The sequence below is a fragment of the Acetobacter papayae genome, assembly GCF_047721125.1.
GTDB lineage: Bacteria > Pseudomonadota > Alphaproteobacteria > Acetobacterales > Acetobacteraceae > Acetobacter > Acetobacter papayae.
This window is the reverse complement of sequence record NZ_JBDNWF010000001.1, coordinates 123,470-142,447: the sequence shown is the minus strand read 5'-3', so window position 1 is coordinate 142,447 and position 18,978 is coordinate 123,470. Positions and strand designations below refer to the sequence as shown.

Annotated in this window: 19 protein-coding genes; 10 read left to right on the top strand and 9 right to left on the bottom strand. The window is 59.0% G+C overall.

The window, feature by feature from the left end; genetic code table 11:
• Positions 1-22 precede the first annotated feature (22 nt).
• A complete protein-coding gene (locus ABF757_RS00670; protein WP_415480490.1) occupies positions 23-475 on the bottom strand; it encodes a YraN family protein in 453 nt (150 codons plus the stop codon).
• Between ABF757_RS00670 and ABF757_RS00665 the strand changes: the two genes are divergently transcribed.
• Positions 474-1,901, top strand: coding sequence for a phospholipase D-like domain-containing protein (locus ABF757_RS00665; RefSeq protein ID WP_415480489.1), 1,428 nt, complete (start codon positions 474-476; stop codon positions 1,899-1,901). The genes ABF757_RS00670 and ABF757_RS00665 overlap by 2 nt on opposite strands.
• Here ABF757_RS00665 and ABF757_RS00660 read toward each other — a convergent pair.
• Positions 1,885-2,604 carry an endonuclease/exonuclease/phosphatase family protein gene (locus ABF757_RS00660; RefSeq protein ID WP_025859658.1) on the bottom strand — a complete coding sequence of 240 codons (720 nt, stop codon included), beginning with the start codon at positions 2,602-2,604 and terminating at the stop codon, positions 1,885-1,887. The genes ABF757_RS00665 and ABF757_RS00660 overlap by 17 nt on opposite strands.
• Positions 2,601-3,692 carry an AI-2E family transporter gene (locus ABF757_RS00655; protein WP_025859657.1) on the bottom strand — a complete coding sequence of 364 codons (1,092 nt, stop codon included), beginning with the start codon at positions 3,690-3,692 and terminating at the stop codon, positions 2,601-2,603. The genes ABF757_RS00660 and ABF757_RS00655 overlap by 4 nt, the downstream gene beginning before the upstream one ends.
• Here ABF757_RS00655 and ABF757_RS00650 point away from each other — a divergent pair.
• Positions 3,691-4,671 (top strand): sulfurtransferase, encoded by a 981-nt coding sequence (locus tag ABF757_RS00650; protein WP_415480488.1) that lies wholly within the window; start codon positions 3,691-3,693, stop codon positions 4,669-4,671. The genes ABF757_RS00655 and ABF757_RS00650 overlap by 2 nt on opposite strands.
• A gap of 28 nt (positions 4,672-4,699) precedes the next feature.
• A complete protein-coding gene (gene metC, locus ABF757_RS00645) occupies positions 4,700-5,908 on the top strand; it encodes a cystathionine beta-lyase (RefSeq protein WP_415480487.1) in 1,209 nt (402 codons plus the stop codon).
• Positions 5,909-5,911: 3 nt separating this feature from the next.
• Here metC and ABF757_RS00640 read toward each other — a convergent pair whose 3' ends face one another.
• The 4 genes from ABF757_RS00640 to ABF757_RS00625 form a co-directional block, all read right to left on the bottom strand.
• A complete protein-coding gene (locus ABF757_RS00640) occupies positions 5,912-7,423 on the bottom strand; it encodes a YifB family Mg chelatase-like AAA ATPase (RefSeq protein ID WP_415480486.1) in 1,512 nt (503 codons plus the stop codon).
• 3 nt (positions 7,424-7,426) lie between these two features.
• On the bottom strand, positions 7,427-8,686 hold the full coding sequence (gene serA, locus ABF757_RS00635; RefSeq protein WP_025859655.1) for a phosphoglycerate dehydrogenase: 1,260 nt from the start codon (positions 8,684-8,686) through the stop codon (positions 7,427-7,429).
• Between the two features lie 132 nt (positions 8,687-8,818).
• Positions 8,819-9,610, bottom strand: coding sequence for an inositol monophosphatase family protein (locus ABF757_RS00630; protein ID WP_415480485.1), 792 nt, complete (start codon positions 9,608-9,610; stop codon positions 8,819-8,821).
• A gap of 40 nt (positions 9,611-9,650) precedes the next feature.
• Complete coding sequence (locus tag ABF757_RS00625) at positions 9,651-10,148, bottom strand: c-type cytochrome (RefSeq protein WP_415480484.1); 498 nt, start codon at positions 10,146-10,148, stop codon at positions 9,651-9,653.
• 109 nt (positions 10,149-10,257) lie between these two features.
• On the opposite strand from ABF757_RS00625, the gene ABF757_RS00620 reads away from it, so the two are divergent.
• The 4 genes from ABF757_RS00620 to smpB are packed head-to-tail and all read left to right on the top strand — an operon-like array spanning position 10,258 to position 13,307.
• A complete protein-coding gene (locus tag ABF757_RS00620) occupies positions 10,258-11,004 on the top strand; it encodes a 3-deoxy-manno-octulosonate cytidylyltransferase (protein WP_415480483.1) in 747 nt (248 codons plus the stop codon).
• Positions 11,001-11,915, top strand: coding sequence for a prephenate dehydratase (locus ABF757_RS00615; protein WP_415480482.1), 915 nt, complete (start codon positions 11,001-11,003; stop codon positions 11,913-11,915). The genes ABF757_RS00620 and ABF757_RS00615 overlap by 4 nt, the downstream gene beginning before the upstream one ends.
• Entirely contained in the window at positions 11,908-12,798 is an 891-nt protein-coding gene (gene dapA, locus ABF757_RS00610) for a 4-hydroxy-tetrahydrodipicolinate synthase (RefSeq protein ID WP_415480481.1), read from the top strand. Before ABF757_RS00615 ends, dapA begins: the two co-directional genes overlap by 8 nt.
• A gap of 2 nt (positions 12,799-12,800) precedes the next feature.
• Positions 12,801-13,307 carry an SsrA-binding protein SmpB gene (smpB, locus tag ABF757_RS00605; RefSeq protein ID WP_415480480.1) on the top strand — a complete coding sequence of 169 codons (507 nt, stop codon included), beginning with the start codon at positions 12,801-12,803 and terminating at the stop codon, positions 13,305-13,307.
• A gap of 31 nt (positions 13,308-13,338) precedes the next feature.
• Here smpB and ABF757_RS00600 read toward each other — a convergent pair whose 3' ends face one another.
• Positions 13,339-15,381 carry a TonB-dependent receptor gene (locus tag ABF757_RS00600; RefSeq protein WP_415480479.1) on the bottom strand — a complete coding sequence of 681 codons (2,043 nt, stop codon included), beginning with the start codon at positions 15,379-15,381 and terminating at the stop codon, positions 13,339-13,341.
• Positions 15,382-15,615: 234 nt separating this feature from the next.
• Between ABF757_RS00600 and nikR the strand changes: the two genes are divergently transcribed.
• On the top strand, positions 15,616-16,056 hold the full coding sequence (nikR, locus tag ABF757_RS00595) for a nickel-responsive transcriptional regulator NikR (RefSeq protein ID WP_415480477.1): 441 nt from the start codon (positions 15,616-15,618) through the stop codon (positions 16,054-16,056).
• Positions 16,057-16,128: 72 nt separating this feature from the next.
• Here nikR and ABF757_RS00590 read toward each other — a convergent pair whose 3' ends face one another.
• A complete protein-coding gene (locus ABF757_RS00590; RefSeq protein ID WP_035370250.1) occupies positions 16,129-16,809 on the bottom strand; it encodes a cold-shock protein in 681 nt (226 codons plus the stop codon).
• 388 nt (positions 16,810-17,197) lie between these two features.
• On the opposite strand from ABF757_RS00590, the gene ABF757_RS00585 reads away from it, so the two are divergent.
• Together ABF757_RS00585 and ABF757_RS00580 are read left to right on the top strand one after the other, a co-directional pair.
• Positions 17,198-18,280 (top strand): lipid A deacylase LpxR family protein, encoded by a 1,083-nt coding sequence (locus tag ABF757_RS00585; protein ID WP_415480476.1) that lies wholly within the window; start codon positions 17,198-17,200, stop codon positions 18,278-18,280.
• Positions 18,281-18,489: 209 nt separating this feature from the next.
• Positions 18,490-18,846 (top strand): hypothetical protein, encoded by a 357-nt coding sequence (locus tag ABF757_RS00580; RefSeq protein ID WP_415480474.1) that lies wholly within the window; start codon positions 18,490-18,492, stop codon positions 18,844-18,846.
• Positions 18,847-18,978 lie beyond the last annotated feature (132 nt).

Below are 18,978 nucleotides of genomic sequence, written 5' to 3'. Positions count from 1 at the left end.
TATGCGATTCTGCGGCTCACGATCACATTTGCCGCAGAATATCTTCGACCCACTCCATAGTCCCGGCACTGTCCATCGCTATCAGGTCAAACCTGAGTTCCTCGTAATGCCATGCGCCATTACGCTGGAGCAGACATTCAGCCGCCCTGTACAGCCGTCTGGATTGCACGGGTGACAGACAGGCCAGAGCTTCTGCCATTGTCTGACGTTTCTTCACCTCAATAAACGCCAGAATACCAGCACAATCCGCCACGATATCGACCTCTCCACGAGGTGTACGGGCGCGGCGCAGCAGAATACGCCAGCCTCGGGCCTCCAGCATGGCGCAGGCCTTACTTTCAGCTTCAATGCCATCCTGCTGGGCCTGCACACCGCGCGCGCGCCGAGCGGGCGAAACCGCTTTGCGTTGTCCCTGTACATGATACATGGTGTTTGTTGCTTTTCCTGCCGAGCGGAAGTCCCGATCAAACGCCATGCTATCCGTTTTTTCCCATCCCCTACTGCTTCTCGCCCTGATGATACTCCAGCTTGTGCTGGTCGCAACTGTTGTTCTGCACATCCTGCTGACCAAACGTGACACGGCATCGGCCATAGGGTGGATGGGCATCTGCATGCTCATGCCCATTCTGGGTTCGGTGCTGTATGTCATGTTCGGCATCAACCGCGTAACGCGTCTGGCGCGTAAGCTGGTTGGCACGCGCTCGGGCGGGCGGCCCGGCATTTCACGGCTTTCCTCATGGAACCGCGAACTGGAAGGACAGTTCGCGCCATTGGCACTCATGGTGGGCAAACTGACCACCCGCCCCCTTGTCTGCGGCAACACCATCACCTGCCTGCATGATGGCGATGGCGCTTATCCGCCCATGATCCGCGCTATCGAAAATGCGAGCAAAAGCGTCATATTGTGCTCCTATATTTTTCGCGATGACCAGACAGGGCAGGCATTCGCCAAAGCTCTGGCAGACGCACATGCACGTGGCGTGTGTGTGCGCGTACTGGTTGACGGTATTGGCAGTGGGTATTTTCTTTCCCCCATTTACCACCGCCTGAGACGGGCAGGGGTGCCCTGTGCGCGCTTCATGCATTCCGTCTGGCCGTGGCGCATGCCGTTTCTCAACCTGCGTAATCACCGTAAAATTCTGGTCGTCGATGGCCATATCGGCTTCATGGGCGGGCTGAACATCGCGGATGAAAACCGCGTATCCCGCAAGCCCCGGAACCCTGTATCTGACACACATTTCATGATCGAAGGCCCAGCGGTACATCAGTTGGCTGCAACAGCCGCATGGGACTGGTATTTTACCACCCATGAAACACTGGATGCTGACCTGTTCAGCGAAGCCCCCAGCGGCAAGGGCGAAACACTAGCGCGTATTGTTACGGCTGGGCCGGATACGGATCTGGAAAAAATCGAATACACCATGTTGCAGGCCATTACTCTGGCGCGACGCAGTGTACGCTTGATGACCCCCTATTTTCTGGCGGGCGAACGTTTTCTTTCAGAACTGGAACTGGCAGCCTTGCGGGGTGTGCAGGTAGATATTGTCATTCCCGAACGCAGTAACCATCGTGTCCTTGACTGGGCCTGTGCAGCCAATATTGCCCCCTTGCTGCATTCGGGCGCGCGTATATGGCTGGCAGCGGCACCTTTCAACCACTCCAAGCTGATGGTCGTGGACAAGGCGTGGTCTTTCTTTGGCAGTTCCAATCTTGATATCCGCAGCCTGCGGCTGAACTTCGAAATCAATATGGAAGCCTACGATACCTCTCTGGCCGATAGTCTGGATACGTTCATTAACAGCCACCAGAACCGCAGGCTCACCCATTATGATTTGGACAACCGCTACAAGCTGGAAATAGTACGCGACGCCTTTGCCCGCCTGTTCATGCCCTATCTGTAAGAGCTGTAATACGGGCAGCCCCTTCTGCCTGAGCCGGCTGAAGCATGACCGCAATGGGCCTGTGATCCGAGGCAAAAACCGGCAGAACCCGTGAGCCAAGGCAAATCATGCCTTCGGTCAGGCAGCGATCGATCCTGATCGGCAGAACCTCGGCCATGTTATGCGTGGGCGCTTTTGGCCCCACATCCCGAAAGCCCGGCACCAGCGTTGGCCCCACCAGATTGAAATCACCCAGAATGGCGCAGGGTGCTGTTAGCAGAGATGCCACTCTGCGTAACTGCCGCCGGTTCAGCACCTGCCCATGGGAAAGATGCACATTGGCCAAAGAAAACTGTCTGTATTCGATAATCTGTGCATGCCGTTTGACCATCACCCCCGAAGGGATTGTGCAAGCCCGCGGCGGCCGGCTGAAAGGCTGGCGGCTCCAGCAGGCCAGACCATGAATGCGACCGGGCAGAGGCGCGCGGCTATAATGTCCGCCCACCAGTAGCGGCAGGGCATCAATCTCGACTGTGGCTTCCTGCATGAGCAGGATATCGGGATTTTCACGCGTGATCAGGGCCGCCACATCGTGAACGGTGGCACCAGTCCTGCGCAGCAAATTCCAGCTTATGACTTTAAGCGCAGCCCCTTCATACCCGGGGTTCTGGCGCGCGCGACGGCGCTGCGCCCATTCTACAAGATTTACAAGCCTGCGTTTCATGGAGCGGTATTCCTCCTGCCGTCAGCCGACAGCAGCAGCAGCGCATCCCTGGCGGCGAATTCCATTGTGACGGAAAAGCCAATGGCCAACAGGATAGGGCCAAGGAAAATGCCAACCCCGCCAAAAGCCAGAATGCCCCCGATCACGCCCAGAACAGTCAACAGATAAGGCAGCTTGGACCCCCGTACGATAAAAAGCGGCCGAATGACATGATCCGCCCCGGACACAAATATAATGCCGTAAAGCAGCAGCAGAATACCATGTCCCGGATGATGTGCCACCAGCAGCCAGATCGCGGCAGGCCCCCAGACCAGAGGCGCGCCGACCGGAAACACGGCAAGAAACGCGGCAAGAATACCCAATACCACCGGCTCCCCCACGCCTGTCATCCACAGTCCTATGCCGGTCAGTATCCCCTGAATGATGGCGGTACCCAGAATACCATAAACCGTGCCGCGCACCGTGCTGCCCACAATATGCAGGTAACGCCCTGCCTGTGGGCCTGCTATGCGCAGGATAACCGCCTGAAGCGTGTCCCAGAGCACGGAGCCGCCAATCCAGAAAAAGAATGAAATGAACAGCGCCATGACAAGATGCAAGGCCCCGTTGGCAAACTGCATCAGCACACCCAGCAGGGACTGGATGATGCTGCCCGCATAGGGCCGGAACTCTTCGGCAAAGGCGTTGACGTTCTGCTCCCACAAGGCCCAGCGATGACTGATTTCAGCGCCAAAAACCGGCAGGGTGGCGAGCCAGTGGGGCAGGGGCGGCAGGTGGTTGATTTCCCCCACCAGCGCCATCAACTGGGCGGCCAGCCTTGGCCCGGTGGAAAAGCTGGCCGATGCCAGTGCAGCCAGCGGCAGCACAACCCCCACAGCACACAGGCAGGTCATGACCAGACTGGCGGCACTCGCCCCCATGCGCCTACGCAAGTGCTGGAACAGTGGCCATGTCGTATAGGTCAACACCCCAGCCCATAGCAGTGCTGAGGAAAACGGTGCCAGAACAAGCACACAGCCATACCCGACGGCCCCCAGCAGCAGGAATCGCAGGACATGTTCTGTTGTTATGATCCGTTCATTCGCCATGACAGTTACTAAAGCACGGCACCTCAAAGACCGCCAGCATGGCAAGAAAGCCGGTTCACGCCTGCGGTGGATCATCTTATGGTGCGAACACCCGAAACAGGAAAACGGTTACAGGCTGGCCATGTCCCTTCTCGTTCAGGCGGATGAACTCGCAACCCTGCTCCGCTCACCCACGCCGCCGGTCGTGTTTGACGCCACAGCCCTCCTGCCCGGAGAAGGGGGAAACCCCGCCGAGCGTTTCCTGCATGAACATATTGCGGGCAGCCTGTATTTCGATATCAATATTTTTTCCGACCTGCAGGGCCTGTTCCCACACACCGTGCCGTCCGCCGCGCGTTATGCCAGCCTGATGGGAGCGCTGGGTGTCGCGCGGACAGACCCTGTCGTTTTTTACGATCAGGGCAACACCGCCTCGGCCTGTCGGGCATGGTGGCTGGTCACGCTGTTCGGCCATGACACCGTGCACATCCTTGATGGCGGCTTGCCCGCATGGCTCAGGGCTGGCCTGCCGGTTTCAGACAGACCCACCCCACCGCGCCCTGCCACCCGCTATCATGCCCACACGCATTACAGCCGCATAGCCGGGCTGGGCGACATGTGCACGATCGTGGCGACTGGCGAGCGGCCCATTCTGGATGCACGGAGCGAAGCACGTTTTTACGGCACAGCCCCCGAGCCCCGGCCCGGCGTCCGCTCCGGGCATATGCCAGGTGCGCATTGCCTGCCTTATAAAACAGTGCTGGACGGGCAGGGGCATTTCCTGCCGCGACAGGCCATACAGGCCCTTTTCCAACAAATGGGTCTCAAGCCGCAGGACAGGCCCGTAACCACCTGCGGTTCAGGCATGACAGCCTCAGTCCTGAGCGCTGCCCTGTCCCTTGCGGGATTAGAAAACAGCGCTCTCTATGATGGTTCATGGGCCGAATGGGGCAGCATGCCCGACCTGCCGGTTACCACCGAACGCACCCCCAACCAGTAAACACCACGGCAGAAACGGAGCATGAGACATGACTGATCAGAACAGGGTGGCCGAAGGCTGGCTCAAACTCGGCACGACCCTGTCCCACGCGGCACGGCCCACGCCGGATGAACGCGGCTGCTACGTCAACCCACCTGTCACGCGCGGCTCCACCGTTGTGTTTCCCTCGCTGGACGCCATGCAAAGGCAGGGTGCAGCGCGTTATGACCATGAGAGCATTTATGGTGCCATGGGCTCGCCCATCCAGCACGAGCTGGAAAAAGCGATCGCCACGCTAGAAGGCGGCACGGACTGCCAGATCGTCAGTTCCGGCCTTGCCGCATGCACGCTGCCGCTTCTGGCTTTTCTGAGCGCGGGCGACCACTGCCTGTTCTCGGACAGCGTTTACGGCCCCACACGCCGTTTTGCGGAAAACATACTGCGCCGTTTCGGGGTAGAGATTTCGTACTTCCCCCCCATGGCGGACGAAAAAGAGCTGGAAACGTTCATCACTCCCAGCACACGGGTGATTTTTACCGAAAGTCCCGGCAGCCACACCTTCGAGGTGCAGGACATCCCCATGCTGGCACGAGTTGCACACCGCAACGGGGCCAAGCTGTTCGTGGATAACACATGGGGATTTGGCATTTTTGCGCCGTTTGCCCATGGAGCCGACTTGTCCATTCAGGCCCTGACCAAATACCCGGCTGGCCATTCCGATGTCATTGCAGGCGCCATTACCGTTGCGGACCGCAAAACATGGGAACAACTGCGCGATACCGCTATCCAGACAGGACAGGTCGCCGGGCCGGATGACTGCTGGCTGACCCTGCGCGGCCTGCGCACCATGGGAGTCAGGCTGGCGCAACAGGCCCGCTCGGCCCTTGATCTGGCAATATGGCTGCAAGAACAGCCCGAAGTCGCTCAGGTTCTGCACCCGGCCCTGCCGGGCTGTCCGGGCCACGACCTGTGGGCGCGTGACTTTACCGGTGCGGGCTGCCTGTTCGGTGTTGTGCTGGAGCCCCGTTATACCGGGCAGGACATGGAGCGCATGATCAACAGCCTGCACCTGTTCGGGATCGGGGCCTCATGGGGTGGGTATGAAAGCCTCGTTCTGCCGACCACGGGTGGTATTCAGCGAGCATTCCCATCCCCCATGGGGCAGGCCTGTGCCTTCAGGCTTCAGATCGGGCTTGAACAGACCACCGATCTTATGGCGGATCTGAAGCAGGCCTTCACGCAGCTCCGCCGCGCCTGATACTCAGCCCTGAAGCCGCACCCGAAAGGTTGCGGCTTCAGCCACATGGCCGGGTTGTATCTCAACACTACCAGCCAGATCGGCAACCGTACGGGCCACGCGGGCCAGCCGCGTATATCCACGCGCCGAGAAGCGGAATTTTTCTGCAACCGACTGCGCCAGTTGCGCGGCATCTCCTGCCAGCCCAGTCTGCTCGATTGAAATTTCCGCGTTTTTACGCCCGTCCTGCCGCTGGTTTTGCATATCCCGCGCCGCCTCGACACGCTCACGCACCTGAGCGGTTGTTTCACCCACGGCATCGCGCATGTAGCCCAGCGGCTCATAAGGCTGCATACCCACATGCAGATCAATGCGGTCCAGCAGAGGGCCAGACAGCCGCGCCGCATAGTCCTGCCCACAGCGCGGTGCTTTACCGCACTCACGCGTGGCATCACCCAGATACCCGCAGCGACAGGGATTCATGGCCGCAACAAGCTGAAAACGGGCAGGGTATGCAACATGCGCTGCAGCCCGCGCTATGGTTACGCGCCCAGTTTCCAGCGGTTGCCGCAGGGCCTCCAGCGCGGCACGGGAAAACTCCGGCAGTTCGTCAAGAAACAGCACGCCCTGATCCGCCAGACTGATTTCCCCCGGCCGGGCACGGCTGCCACCACCGACCAGAGCCGGCAGGCTCGCGGAGTGATGCGGGTCACGATAGGGAGGACGAAAGAGCGGACGCCCCTCCACCAGCAATCCCGCGGCACTGTAAATGCGCGACACCTCGAGGCTTTCACGCGGGCTCAGGTCGGGCAGCAACCCGACAAGCCGTGCTGCGAGCATGGATTTCCCGGCACCCGGTGGGCCAGACAGCAAAAGCGAGTGGCCACCAGCCGCGGCAATTTCCAGCGCGCGCCGTCCTGTTTCCATGCCCCGCACATCCGCAAGGTCTGGCACATTCTGTTCGGGGGCGGGCAGTCGTGGTGTAAATACGGGAGAAGGCAATGGCTGCATGCCATTGAAATGGTTGATCAAGGCCAACAGGGTTGGTGCTGCCAGAATGGCAATGTCACCACCGCATAAAGCTTCCTCACCCTGTTGTGCGGGGCAGACAAGCCCCAGACCGAGGGCTGAGGCTTCAAGCGCTGCTGATAACACGCCAGATACCGGATTGATCCGCCCATCAAGCGACAGCTCACCCATGGCGGCATAACGCCCGGCTTCCTCTGCGGGCACAACTCCCATGGCAGCCAGCAGCGCCAGCGCAATCGGCAGATCAAAATGCGATCCTTCCTTGGGAAGGTCGGCTGGAACAAGATTGATAAGAATACGTTTGGCGGGCAATGCCAGCCCAATGGAGGTAAGGGCGGCCCTTACGCGCTCACGCGCTTCACCCACGGCCTTGTCAGGCAGACCCACCACCAGAAAGGCAGGCAGGCCACTGGCAACCTGCACTTCAACCCAGACGGGCCGCGCCTCTATGCCTGAAAAGGCAAAACTGCGGATACGGGCATTGATCAGTCCCGTACCCGCATTCATGTCTTATTTGCCCTTGTAGATCAGACGAGCGCGGATCGTGCCCTCTATCTCACGCAGGGAGTGGAGCAGACGGTCGTCCAGTTCGGTATCTCCAGCGGTATCGGCCTCGATCACGACATAACCGATTTCGCTATCGGTCTGGAGGAACTGCGCCGTCACGTTGCAGCCTGCCCGCAGGAAAACCTCGTTCAGCTTCATCATCATGCCCGGCACGCTGTGGTGCACATGCATGAAACGCGCGCCGCGCGGGCTGGCGGGCAGCTGCACACCGGGGAAGTTGACCGCGCCGAAGGTCGAGCCGACATCGGAGTATTCGACCAGCTTGCGGGCCACTTCAACGCCGATACGCTCCTGCGCTTCCACCGTGGAACCGCCGATATGCGGGGAGAGAATGACATTTTCCAGCCCCATGATCGGGGTGGACAGACGATCCCCAGCGCCCTTGGGCTCCTTGGGGAACACGTCAATGGCCGCGCCGAGCAGATCACCACTTTTCAGCGCTTCGGCCAGAGCCTCCAGATCAACCACATTGCCACGGGCATTGTTGATCAGGAACGCGCCTTTTTTCATGGCGCGTATCTGGGCTGCACCCATCAGGTTGGCCGTTGTGGGCAACTGCGGCACATGCAGGCTGACCACGTCACTCTGGCCCAGAAGGTCTTCCAGCGTTTCCACCGGCTGGGCGTTACCGTGCACCAGCTTGTCCACTACATCGTAGTACAGAACCCGCATGCCGAAAGCTTCCGCCAGAACGGAAAGCTGTGAACCAATGGAGCCATAACCTACGATACCGAGCGTCTTGCCACGCACTTCCCAGCTATTGACGGCAGATTTGTTCCACTCCCCGGCATGGCACTCCACCGAACGCGGGAAAATGCGGCGCATGAGCATGACAATCTCGCCCATGACCAGTTCGGCCACCGAGCGGGTGTTGCTGAACGGTGCGTTGAACACCGGCACGCCATTGAGCCGTGCCGCGTCAAGATCCACCTGATTGGTGCCGATGCAGAAACACCCGATAGCCATGAGACGATCCGCCGATTCAATGACTTCTTTCGTCAGCTGCGTCCGTGAACGGATACCGACGATATGAACGCCTTCCAGCGCTTCACGCAGGGCGTCGCCTTCCAGAGCACCTTTCAGCCGCACAACGTTGTCGTACCCGCAGGCCTTGAGCAGTGCAACCGCACTGTCATGTACGCCTTCGAGCAGGAGAATACGGATCTTGTCCTTGGGGAGAGACAGGTGCGTGCTTGTGCTCATCTGGAATGACCAATAGCTGTTATGTCAAAGCGCAGGCCTATCGCAAATCACGGCGGATGAACAGAGGGGGCCATGTCGTAATGGCGAAATATCCGCCACAACACAGCCTCCACCCGCAGGCCAATGCAGGCTTTACGCGCCGGAACGCAACGCTTCGCACGCGGCAGCGTGCAGGGCAGGAGTGGCGGCCGCCAGCACCGTTCCATCTCCCTCAAACCGCAGATCAGAGCCATCCCAGCGGGTCATGACACCACCTGCTCCCTGCACGATCGGCACCAGCGCTCCCCAGTCCCACGGCTTCATGTCGCATTCGGCAATCAGGTCGAGCTGGCCGAGAGCGAGCAGACCATAGGCATAGCAGTCCCCCCCCCACGTCATACGCCGCGCGCGGGATTTGAGCGTTTTCCAACCATCATGCGGAGCGACTTCCAGCATTTCGGGAGAGGTGCAGGACAATTCCGCCTCACCAAGGCTGACATTGCGCGTGCCGACACGCCCCCCCAGCGAGGAGGTAAAAACCGTCTCGCGCCCGTTTACGCCCATCCAGCGCTCCTCCAGTATTGGCTGATCCAGCAGCCCCAGAAGCGGCTTGCCTTCATGGAAAAGAGCGATCAGTGTGCCAAAACTTGGCCGTCCCGTTACAAAGGCCCGTGTGCCGTCAATCGGGTCCAGCAGCCACTGATACGGGGCCTCGGGATTTGCCTGCCCGAATTCCTCGCCAAACACACCATGCTGCGGCAGACGCTCGGCCAGAATGGCGCGCATGACACGCTCGGCGCTGCGGTCAGCCACAGTCACGGGGCTTTCATCCCCCTTGCTTTCCACCGCAATACCCCTGCGGAACCACGGGCGCACCACGCAACGGACCGTATCGGCCAGAGCGTTGGCCACTTCGACGTAAAGATCGATTTCCTTGGTGGTCATGCTTTGATGTCCTGAAGAATTAGATAAGGGGGAGGCCGCCTCAGTCCGGTGGCTGACGGAGTGTTCGCAAATACGCAATAATATCGGCCCGCAAGGCTGGGTCTGTCAGGCCGTTCAGGGACATGCGGGTGCCCGGCGCAAAACGGTCAGGGCTACTCAGCCAGTCGGACAGTGTCTGTTCTGTCCACGTCCGGCCTGCGGCACTGTGGCGCAGGGCACCGGAATACGCATAACCCGGAGCGGATGCTATAGGCCTGCCCACCACACCAAAGAGGTTCGGCCCCGCGCCATCGCCGGCACCCGCTTTGAGTGCATGGCAGCCCCCACAAACCTGCTCCACCATGCGCGCACCGTGGCCCATATCGGCCCGTTCCAGATAAGGCGCGATATCAACGGCACCGTGGCCGGGCAGAACCATGGCCAGCCGGGCAGGGGTGGTATCAGGCACCAGACCACGGGCCACACCATAGGCGCCCGCCATCACCCCGACACTCAGCACCACCGCAACCGCGACCCTGTTCAGCCCCCTGCCATCCATGTTTGTAAAACGCCCCTCTGTTCACCCGTTGCGTTTGCCATACAGCTTTTCTAGAGTGCTGGCCGCCTTGTCTTCGGCTATAAGCCGCGCCACGTTCTGGAGCAAGCCGATGCCGTCCCCACCACTGACCATCATTCCCGCAAGACTGGCCTCCACCCGCCTACCGGGAAAACCACTGGCGGATATTGCCGGTCGCCCCATGATCGTACATGTGCTCGAAGCGGCACTACAGGCGCAGATTGGCCCAGTGATTGTCGCCGCGGCCGAGCAGGAAATCTGCGATGCAGTGACCCAGGCGGGCGGCACCGCTATCCTGACAGACCCAAATCTGCCTTCTGGATCGGATCGGGCATGGCAGGCGGCCTGCCTTGCAGACCCCGAAGGGCAGCACGATATCATTATCAACCTGCAAGGCGACCTGCCCACGTTTCCGCCCACAGCCCTGCGCGCCGTGCTGGGTGTCATGGATGATCCGGCCTTCGACCTCGGCACACTGGTAGCGCCTATAACCTCTGATGAGGAGCGCGATGCGCCGTCCGTCGTTAAGGTGGCCTGCTCTTTTGCTGCGGAGCAGAGCCACGCGCCGGGTCTGTATTTTTCACGCCAGCCCATTCCGTGGGGGGCTGGGCCGCTGTGGCACCATGTCGGGGTTTATGCTTGGCGGCGCACGGCACTGGCACGTTTTGTCAGTCTGCCGCCCTCCGGGCTTGAAATGCGCGAGAATCTCGAACAGTTAAGAGCTTTGGAAGCGGGCATGCGGATTGGCTGCACCCGTATGGATACGGCCCCTTTCGGGGTGGATACACCAGCAGACCTAGAGCGGGCGCGCCGCATGATCGGAGCACAAAAGTCATGACACAGCAGGTCATAGCCTTTCAGGGGACACCTGGAGCCTATTCAGACCTAGCGTGCCGCAACGCACGGCCCGGATGGCGCACCCTGCCGTGCCGCAGCTTTGCCGAAGCCATGGCCGCCGTGCATGAAGGCCGGGCGGAACAGGCCATGCTCGCCTGCGAAAACAGTCTGGCCGGGCGTGTGCCCGATATCCACTCGCTGCTCCCCGCATCGGGGCTGCATATCGTGGGCGAACACTTTCAGCGGGTCGAACATTGCCTATTGGTCGTGCCGGGCACCCGCATGGAGCAGATCCGCCGTATCCATACCCACCCCGTGGCCATGGATCAGATCCGCGTGCTCCTGCGCGATAACAACCTTATGCCTGTGCCTGAATTCGACACGGCAGGGGCAGCCGAACTGGTAGCTTTGTGGAAAAAACCCGAGGACGCCGCCGTGGCCTCAGCACTGGCGGCCGAACTTTACGGGCTTGAAATTCTCAAACGCAATGTTGAGGATGCAACCCACAACACCACCCGTTTCTATATCGCCTCACGCCAGCCAACACGCCCCCTCGTGCATGCCTCGCATGTCATGACCACACTAATTTTCAGTGTCCGCAACACGCCGGGGGCTCTGTACAAAGTGCTGGGAGGGTTCGCCACAAACGGGGTAAACATGACCCGTCTGGAAAGCTACATGGCAGGCGAGACATTCGCCGCCACACGCTTTCTGATGGACGTGGAAGGCCACCCCGAAGACGCCCATCTGGGCAAGGCTCTGGCCGAGCTTGAATTTTTCGCCAAAAGCGCCACTATTCTGGGCGTTTATGAACAGTCGCCCTTCCGTCACTCCACATCAGCCGAAGGACAGGACATGCCGCGTTCCTCACCGGAGGATGCCACTTCAGGATCGATTACAGCCCATGTCTGACACGTTCTTTTCCGGCTCCATTACGGCTCTCATTACGCCCATGAACCGGGATGGCAGCCTTGATTTCGTCTCCTTCGAAAAGTTTGCGGACTGGCAGATCCGCGAAGGGACGTCTGCCCTTTGCGCTGTGGGCACAACTGGCGAAAGCCCGACCCTGAGCCATACCGAGCACCATGCCGTGGTGGAACGTGCCATCAAGGTGGCTGCGGGGCGCGTACCGGTTATTGCCGGGGCCGGCTCCAACAGCACGGCCGAAGCAACCGATCTGGCAATCCATGCACAAAAAGCCGGGGCGGCTGCGGTGCTGGTTGTCGCGCCGTATTACAACAAGCCTACGCAGGAAGGGCTTTACCGCCACTTCATGACCATTGCGGACGCCATTTCCATACCGGTCATTCTGTACAACATACCCGGCCGTTCGATAGTCGATATCAGTGTCGAGACCATGGCGCGCCTTGCCAGACATGCGAACATTATCGGGGTGAAGGACGCCACGGCCAATCTGCTGCGCCCCCTCCAGCTCCGTCAGGCGCTCGACCGGCCTTTCAACCAGCTTTCGGGTGAAGACGGCACGGCCGTTGCGTTCCTCGCCTCCGGTGGTGATGGCTGCATCAGCGTGACCTCCAACATTGCCCCGGCACTCTGCGCCAACGTGCAGAGCGCATGGAAGGAAGGCCGCGTACAGGACGCCATGGCCATTCAGGACCGTCTGCTGCCCCTGCATGACGCCATGTTCTGCGAGAGCAATCCGGCTCCTGCCAAATACGCCGCCAGCCTGCTCGGCCTTGCGGGCGAGACCTGCCGCCTGCCGCTGGCACCGCTGACAGAGCCTTCACGCGAAAAGGTGCGGGCAGCCCTTGTCGCTACGGGCCTGCTTGACTGATCATGTCGCAAAAATCTGGTAAAACCGCTAAAAGCTCCATGATTTCGCACGGCATGGTTGCCCAGAACCGCAAGGCGCGGTTCAACTACGCCATTCAGGAAACCATAGAGGCCGGGCTTGTGCTCAAAGGCCCCGAAGTCAAAAGCCTGCGCCTTGGGCGCGCCACGATTAGCGAAGCCTTTGCTGGTGAGCGTGATGGAGAACTATGGCTGTTCAACAGCTATATCCCCGAATATCAGGGTGGCGTGCTCTCGCGTTTTGATAGCCGCGCACCGCGCAAGCTCCTGATGCACCGCAAGGAAGTGCGCAAATATATGGGGGCGATCGCCAAACAGGGGGCAACCCTTGTGCCGCTCGACATCCATTTCAATGCCCGTGGCGTAGCCAAGGTTACACTCGGTCTGGGGGTTGGTAAAAAAAGCGTGGATAAGCGCCACGCCATAGCCGATCGCGACTGGCAGCGCGACAAGGCGCGGCTGATCCGTAACAAGGGCAAAGGCGACTACTGATCCCCATTGCCCCATTCGCGGGCAGCCCGCTTTACAATGTCAGGGTCAACGCAAAGCGGGCTGAAACGGGCTCAAGCGGGTGCACGGTCGCTCCCGTAACCGGTTTGGCCGTGGGCGTAATACGATATTCGTAGCCGTATTCAATCGCATTATCGTGGGAATTGGTCAGGTTAAACAGCGAGACCGTCAGAGTCAGATGCTTGCTGAAGCGATAACCGACATCAAGATTAACCTCCTGATACCCCTTGGAGCGCAGGCTGTTATCTTCCAGCAATGGGTAACTACCCAGCCAGCGTAGCTGCATACCGCCAAACCACGGCCCCTTGTTGTCAACCAGCACCCCGAATGACCAGATGATATTGGGCGCATTGGCCACATACAGCCCATCAATCCCATAATAACCGGGATTATTAGTGCGGTACCGGGCGTGCGAATAGGCAATGTCGGTATTCAGTTCAAGCCAGGGCAGGGGATTGTACTGGGCTGAAAACTCTACCCCCTGACGGCGGCTGGGTGGGCCGGCTTCATTCACCCCTTCATCCGGGTCGTAAATCAGTTCCGAATCAAAATCGATCCGCCAGAAGGAAAGCTGCGTGTTGAGATGCCGCAGCGGCGTGGAGCGGATACCCACTTCCTCTGAAAAGGCCTTGGTCATCACCGAGGTCTGCACCGAACCCGCGGTAAAACGATCCCCCGAAAACGTACCCACCACACCGCGCAGGTCGTTGGAATGGAAACCTCGCCCCGCACTCAGATAAAGTTCCGTTTTATGCCAAGGCCCGAAAATCAGGCTGCCTTTTGGCTGAAACAGCGCCTGACCGACATGGCCGGAGGCCCCCGTTACCAGACTGAGATCCGAGCCCTGATAATATTCCTCACGCAGCCCCACAACAGTACGCATCCAGGGGAGCCAGCGGGTCGTATTCTGCACATATCCAGCAACACGTCCTTCCTGCACGGAATCCGCGTTGCAGACGTAGCTTCCTCCTCCATAAGGGCTATCCGGGCAGGTAGCGAGGACAACACGCTGGCGGGTGTGGCGCCGGTCGATAAAAATCGTGTCGTAACGCCCGTCAATACCAAAGACAGTCTGGCTGGGAACATGATTAAACAGCGTATCCTGACGGGTATAGCTCAGCGTGCCCCCAACCTTGGTGCGCGTTTCATCCTGCTCGAACTGATCTCCATCAACAGGGTCTACCAGATAATGGGTAAAATCATTCCATAGGGTCAGACGGTCATGGGTGGCATAAAAACTGGCCTGCCATTTTTCATGCTCATCGCCCCGCTGGCAATGGCCCGACAGGCTGTAGCGCTCAGAAAACCCGCCATCGGTCGGGTTAAGTGAGCCAAAACGATCAATCAGCCCGGTCTGGATAGCTTCAAGCGGCTGGTCATTGGTGGCGCGCCATTGCCCCCGGTAATACATGCCGGTGAGGTCAAACCCGTTTGTTGATGTACCGTGCAGATAACGTGCCATGGATTTGATGGCGCGAAAATTATCTGGGTAACGCCACGGACCATCGGCATGGTCGGTTTCAAACGCGCCGAGCAGTTTATCACCATTCTGGAAATGCGCTGTCCCACCAGCCATCAGCCGTTCATTACCGAAAGTATCGCCACTACCACTCATCATGGTCGGCAGGTCACGCACCAGCCGGATACGGTCCGAACCTGCCACACCAAAATCACCCGTTGCGGCATTGAACGGGCCTTTCGTGTAATCGATCGTCCCCATCATTTCAGGGATCAGAAAATTGAGGTCCGTATAACCCTGCCCATGGGCATGTGTGACTTCATTGACCGGCATATCATCCACAAATGTTGCCAGATCAGTGCCGTGATCGAGGTTGAACCCACGCATGAGAAACTGGTTGGCCTTGCCTTCACCGGAATGAACAGTGACGACAAGGCCGGGCACGGATTCCAGCAGTTCTCCCACACGATACGCAGGCCGGAGCCTGAGTTCATTCTGGGTAATCGTGCCCTGTCCGGCCGAAACCGCTTTGCCCAGCAGGTCCAGACGAGAGGCGGTTACGGTAATGGTTTCATCCACATGTTTTTTTTCGGCCAACTTCTGCCCACTTGGCTCTGGAGAATGCCCTTGGGCCCCCAGAACGGATGATGCCATAAGAATCTGAGCAAAACCCGCCGCAAGAACCGGACACATACACCGCATGAAAAAATCAGCCCCACCACGGACCCTGCACATATTGGAACGACATGCAGGGCGCCATCACGAATCATACCTATTTATAAATAGTTCATACTTTCTGTAACAGCAATCTCCACGAAAGGGCCGGGCGCCATGGAACGGATTACCATTACGATTGACGAAGACCTGCTGGCCACTGTGGATGGGCTTATGAACCGGCGTGGCTATACAAGCCGCTCTGAAGCTATCCGCGATCTAATCCGCGATGCCGCATCACGCGAGAACATCCTATCGCAGGCAGGAGAATGCGTTGCTGTTCTGGATTATGTATACGACCACGAAACACGTGCTCTGGCCCAGCGCCTGACCCATGAACTGCATACCCATCATGATCTTTCGGTCGCGACCATGCATGTGCATCTCGACCATGAACGCTGTCTGGAAACCGCTATCCTGCGAGGCCCTGCACCCGCCCTACAAAAACTGTCAGATACAGTCATTACCCAGAGGGGGGTATCGCATGCCAGCCTTCATATCATTCCGGTCGAACCACATACGCACGCGCATGCGAAAGACCATTCCAGCGAGGTATAAACCCGCCTTACAGGCATAAAAAAAGCCCCGGCCTGAGCCAGGGCTTTTTCCTGATAACCGCTACGGGTTAAATCAGTCGCCGGAAACTTCAGCAGCTTCCGGGCCTTTCTGACCCTGAACAACCTTGACGTTCACGCCCTGACCTTCGTTCAGAGCGCTCAGGCCCGAACGCTCCAGTGCGGAAGCGTGAATGAAGATGTCCTTGCCACCACCTTCAGGCGTGATGAAGCCAAAGCCCTTGACGGCGTTGTACCACTTGACGGTGCCACGCGTTTCTTCAGCAGAAGACAGGTCCGGAGCCGGACGTGCTGCGGGGCGTGCGCCGAAGCCAGGACGAGCCGCACGGGGGCGTTCCGGCTGGGCAGTGCTTTCATCAACGGAAATGACTTCAGCAACCTGCCGGCCTTTGGGGCCCTGACCAACGCGGACAACCAGAGTCGCACCAGGGTTTACACCCTGTACACCAGCCTGAGTAAGCGCGTTAGCGTGCAGGAACACGTCGCCAGAGCCGTCAGCCAGTTCGACGAAACCGAAACCCTTTTCGCCGTTGAACCACTTTACAGTTGCACCGACTTCCGGACCGGAAGGGACAACCTGCGGTCCGCCAGCACCACCACCGGTACGGCGCGGCGCAAACCCTCCGCGATCACCGAAGGAAGGGCGCTCACCGAAAGACGGCATGGACATGTAATCGTCGTCAAATCCGCCGCGGCGAGGAGAACGGGGGCTGCGGTCGGTCCTGTTACTTTTCAAGGGTCTAGATCCTGGTGTACGGAGAAGCGAGTTCTCGTAAATTGAAAAACGAGCAGGTTACTTGAACGGGTTGACAGGTCCGGCCGATTTAAGCCAATAACCCCGCCAGCCGCTCCTGAAAGCTGCAACATGCCCTCTGCGTCCGTAGCACAGCCATCAGCGGGCCGCTACAGGAAAGCATGAAATCGGGCACGGCTTCACTCAACTTTTCCAATTCTCACATTTTTGTGATCAAGGGTGCCAGCCCCCTTTCCAAGGGCCATCACCGCAGACACAGCAGACGCCCGCCCCCGGCGTCAGGAAAAGACTTCCTTAGCGTATCGCACTCCCCTAAAGAAAATCTCATCCAAGGCTGTCCTCATACCAGAAAAATCAGGAGAAACGCCGCATGCCTGCCGGAATCAAAACCTCGTCCCGCGTAACGCACATGGCTGCGGCCTGCCTTTCTCTGGTGTGCAGCACAGCCGCCACATCTCTTCTGCCCGGCGTAACCTCATCAGCCAGCGCGACCCCCGCTCAGGACAAACGCGGCACATGGACCCTTCAGGGCGAAAACGACGCCATCACCACGCTCAAGGGAACATCCGACCAGTACTATACTAGTGGGCTGCGTTTTAACTGGACCTCGGGCACCGATACGCTGCCAGCACCCATTGCTGCTATTAATAAGGCAATCTGGGGCGATGGGGTGCAGCGAATCAGCCTCGGCGTGCAGCAGATGATCTTTACCCCGCGCGATACGCAGCTCAGCAGCCCATGGGCCGCCGGACAGCCCCATAACAGCCTGCTGCGTGACCGGCCCTATAGCAGCCTGCTGCTGGGCACGATCAACCTGATCAATGATACCGACCGCTCCCGCAGTGTTTTTGGTGTTCAGTTTGGCGTCATGGGGCCTGCGGCACAGGGCCGCCAGTTGCAGAACGGTTTTCATAGCCTCATTGGCGACACCCCGAATCAGGGCTGGTCGCACCAGTTGCAGAACCAGATCATCTTTCAGGTGCAGGGCGGACGCACATGGCGGTTGCCCCTTGTGCAGCTTGGCGGGATCGAACTCGACACGCTGCCCTCAGCCTCGGCCGCCATCGGCGATTACCAGATCTATGGCCGACTGGGTGATATTTTCCGCATAGGGCAGGGGCTCGATAGCGATTTCGGCACCCCCACCATCCAGTCCTCCGTCACTGATGGCGGCGATGCCTATAAATCCCGCCGTCCCGTATCCTGGTACGTGTTTGGTGGCGTGTCGGGAGAAGCCGTCGCCTATGATGCCTCGCTTGAAGGCAACACAATGCGCTCGAACTCCCTGCATGTGGACAAGAAATGGGACGTGGGTGAAATCCATGCCGGGGCTGCCGTCATGTTCCGTGGCCTGCGCATTTCGTTCAGCCAGACATGGCAGACTCAGCAGTTCGACGGCGCAAAAAGTGGGCTGTTTAACTATGGCTCTCTAATGGTTTCGACTAAGTTCTGATTTTTGTGCACAAAAAATGTTCATTTGCTTAAAATGAAACCAAAAATTTAGCATTCCAGTGCCCGTTTTGTGGTTTTTGCGTCACTGCCCTTCCAACCTGCCTATCAGAAAGGCGTTGGCGCGTTCTTTGAAGTGGCATGGCGCAAAACCCGCCTCTAAGCTCAGAAACATCGAGAGATTGACCTGATCTTCTGGGGGAATGAAAAGCCATGCCGTATAGCTCTGAAGCAGCACGCACCTGTCAGATCATTCCGTTCCAGATGGAAATCCTGTCTCGGCACACGGATTATCTGTCCCGCTGGCTTGATGCCAGCATGCCCATGGGCATCTGCAACGCCGATATTTTCTCCACCGAAGAAAAACAGGCTGGCACCTCATCCGCCTATGTCGTGATCTGGGTGCGCGAAACCGCCGACCCCGCTTACAAGGTCTATTCCCGCGGCAATCGCTGGATTGTCATGGATGCCATCAGAGACAACACGCTGGGCAGCTTTTCGTCCTTTGCTGACGCGCTGAACATGATCCGCCCAGTTCTGCCGCGTGAAAAAGGTATCGTGGCCGCCTGATCGTCTCTCCCCCGGACGTACCGGCCCTTTGATCCGCCCTTTCCCTGACCGGGGGAAGGGCGTTTTTCTTTTCTTAACAGCGCTGCTTCATCCGCAGGGAATGCAGGTATTTTCAATTCGGGGATTGCCTGA